We start from the raw sequence: 2,215 nt of genomic DNA on the forward strand, positions 1-2,215 counted from the left end.
CAGGTCCGTCTCCAGCCGGGTCAGGAGCTTCACCCGCCAGGTGAAGCGCACCACGCCGGCGAGCCAGTCGTCCGCGGCGCGGCCGGCGTGGCGGATATCGAAGCGCTCGGCGATCATGCCCTCGCCCCGCCCGGGGCCGGTGCGCTCCTCGGCGAGCTCGTCGGGCATCGCCAGGCGCAGGCGCAGCACGCCTTCGCGGCGGCCGCGGAACAGCGCCAGGGCGCGGTGGGAGGGGATGCCGTGGAGGGGCTCGCGGTGGTCGAAGTAGTCGGAAAACTTCACCCCGTCCTCGCGCCGTGACTCGTCCACCTCGGAGACCAGCACGCCCTCGCGCCAGGCGTAGTCGCGCAGCCCCGCGATGAGCTCGGCGTCCTCGGCGAAGCGCTCGGCGAGGATATAGCGCGCGCCCTCGAGCGCGGCGTCCGTGTCGGCGACGCCGGCCTCGGCGTCCACGTAGTCCGCGGCGGCGGTGGCCGGGTCCAGGCCCGGGTCGGCGAGCAGGGCGTCCGCCAGCGGCTCCAGCCCGGCGGCGCGGGCGATCTCGCCCTTGGTCCGGCGCTTCTTGCGGTAGGGGAGGTAGAGGTCCTCGAGGCGCTGCTTGGTGGTGGCGGCCTCGATGGATGCGCGCAGCGCGTCGCTGAGCTTGCCCTGCTCCTCGATCGCCGCGAGCACCGTGGCGCGGCGCTCCTCGAGCTCGCGCAGGTAGACCAGCCGGCGTTCGAGCTCGCGGAGCTGGCCGTCGTCCAGACCGCCGGTGGCCTCCTTGCGGTAACGGGCGATGAAGGGCACCGTCGCGCCCTCGTCGAGCAGCCGCACCGCGGCCTCGACCTGCCGCGGGGCGGCGTCGATGTCGCGGGCGATTCGTTCGGGGATGTTCACGCTCATAGGGTCAGTCCCGGGTGGGGTTGTCGTCTCGTTGTTCCTCGCCGGCCTCGCCGTCCGCGCCGGCGATGCCGTGATAGAGGGTACTGTGCACGTAGCGGTCGTGGGCGTGGCGCAGGAGCACGGCGATCACCGCGGCCACCGGCAGGGCGAGCAGCACGCCGGCGAAGCCGAAGAGCTGGCCGCCGGCGAGCACCGCGAAGATTACCGCCACCGGGTGCAGGCCGATGCGGTCGCCGACCAGCAGCGGCGTGAGCACCATGCCCTCCAGCGTCTGGCCGATGCCGAACACCGCCCAGACCAGCAGCAGCGGTACGAGGATGTCGTTGAACTGGAAGACCGCGGCCACGCTCGCCGTGGTGATGCCCACGATGAAGCCGAGGTAGGGCACGATGTTCGCCAGCCCCGAGAGCATGCCGATGAGGATCGCGAGGTTCAGCCCCACCAGCCACAGCCCGGTGGTGTAGATCGCACCGAGCGCGAGCATCACCAGCAGCTGGCCGCGCAGGAAGGCGGCCACCACCTCGTTGCACTCGCCCCCGAGCCGGCCGACCACGCCCTGCACCGAGCGCGGCAGCAGCTCGCGGATCCGCTCCATGAGCACGTCCCAGTCCCGCAGGAGGTAGAAGCCCACCACCGGGATCAGCGCCAGGTTGGTGATCAGCCCCACCAGCGCCAGTCCGGACTGGGTGGCGCGGGCGATGACCGCCGCGGCCACGGAGCCGGTGGACTGCCAGTGCTGGGTGACGGCGTCGCGCAGGGTCTGCACGTCCAGCCGCGAGGCGGACACGCCCAGGTGTTCCTCCATCCATGGCACGGCGGTGCGCTGCACCCAGTCCACGATCGCCGGCAGGCGCTGGACGAGGTAGTCCACCTGGTGGGCGAGCAGTGGCAGCAGCATCAGTGCCACGCCGATCACCACGCCGAGGGTGGCGCCGAAGACGATCACCACCGAGAGCGTGCGTGACAGACCCCGGGCCTCCAGCCGGTCCGCGATGGGATCGCTGATATAGGCCAGCACCGCGGCGACGAGGAAGGGCGTGAGCATCCCGCGGAGCAGGTAAATGAGCACGCCCCCGCCGATCACGGCCGCGAGCAGCGGCCACGCCTGACGGTCGCGCAGACCGGTGCCTTCCATGTGGGTGCATCCCTCCAGATTGATCCGCCCCGGGAGTCTAACCCAGTGGACGGCTATGGCGAGGGCACGGCTATGGCAATGGACGTAATTACCGGAAACGGATCACAATCGGGGCTGTTTCGCGCTAGAGTAAGGGCTTTGCCGCAGATCCTCAGGGAGAGCCCGGTGCGAAATCCCAATCGCGTGCTGATCTGG

2 protein-coding genes are annotated in these 2,215 nt (G+C 71.0%); both read right to left on the reverse strand.

Annotated features, from left to right (window positions below):
* On the reverse strand, positions 1-885 hold an 885-nt coding region (locus G7A99_RS18375; RefSeq protein WP_305792336.1), incomplete at its 3' end, for a Tex-like N-terminal domain-containing protein.
* A gap of 4 nt (positions 886-889) precedes the next feature.
* Positions 890-2,020, reverse strand: coding sequence for an AI-2E family transporter (locus tag G7A99_RS18380; protein ID WP_018719090.1), 1,131 nt, complete (start codon positions 2,018-2,020; stop codon positions 890-892).
* Between the last annotated feature and the right edge of the window lie 195 nt (positions 2,021-2,215).

This window comes from Arhodomonas sp. KWT, assembly GCF_010993615.1.

Bases quoted from the DNA above. Each gene is read 5' to 3' on its own strand.
- G7A99_RS18380 (WP_018719090.1), bottom strand. From the start codon at position 2,020: ATGGAAGGCACCGGTCTGCGCGACCGTCAGGCGTGGCCGCTGCTCGCG.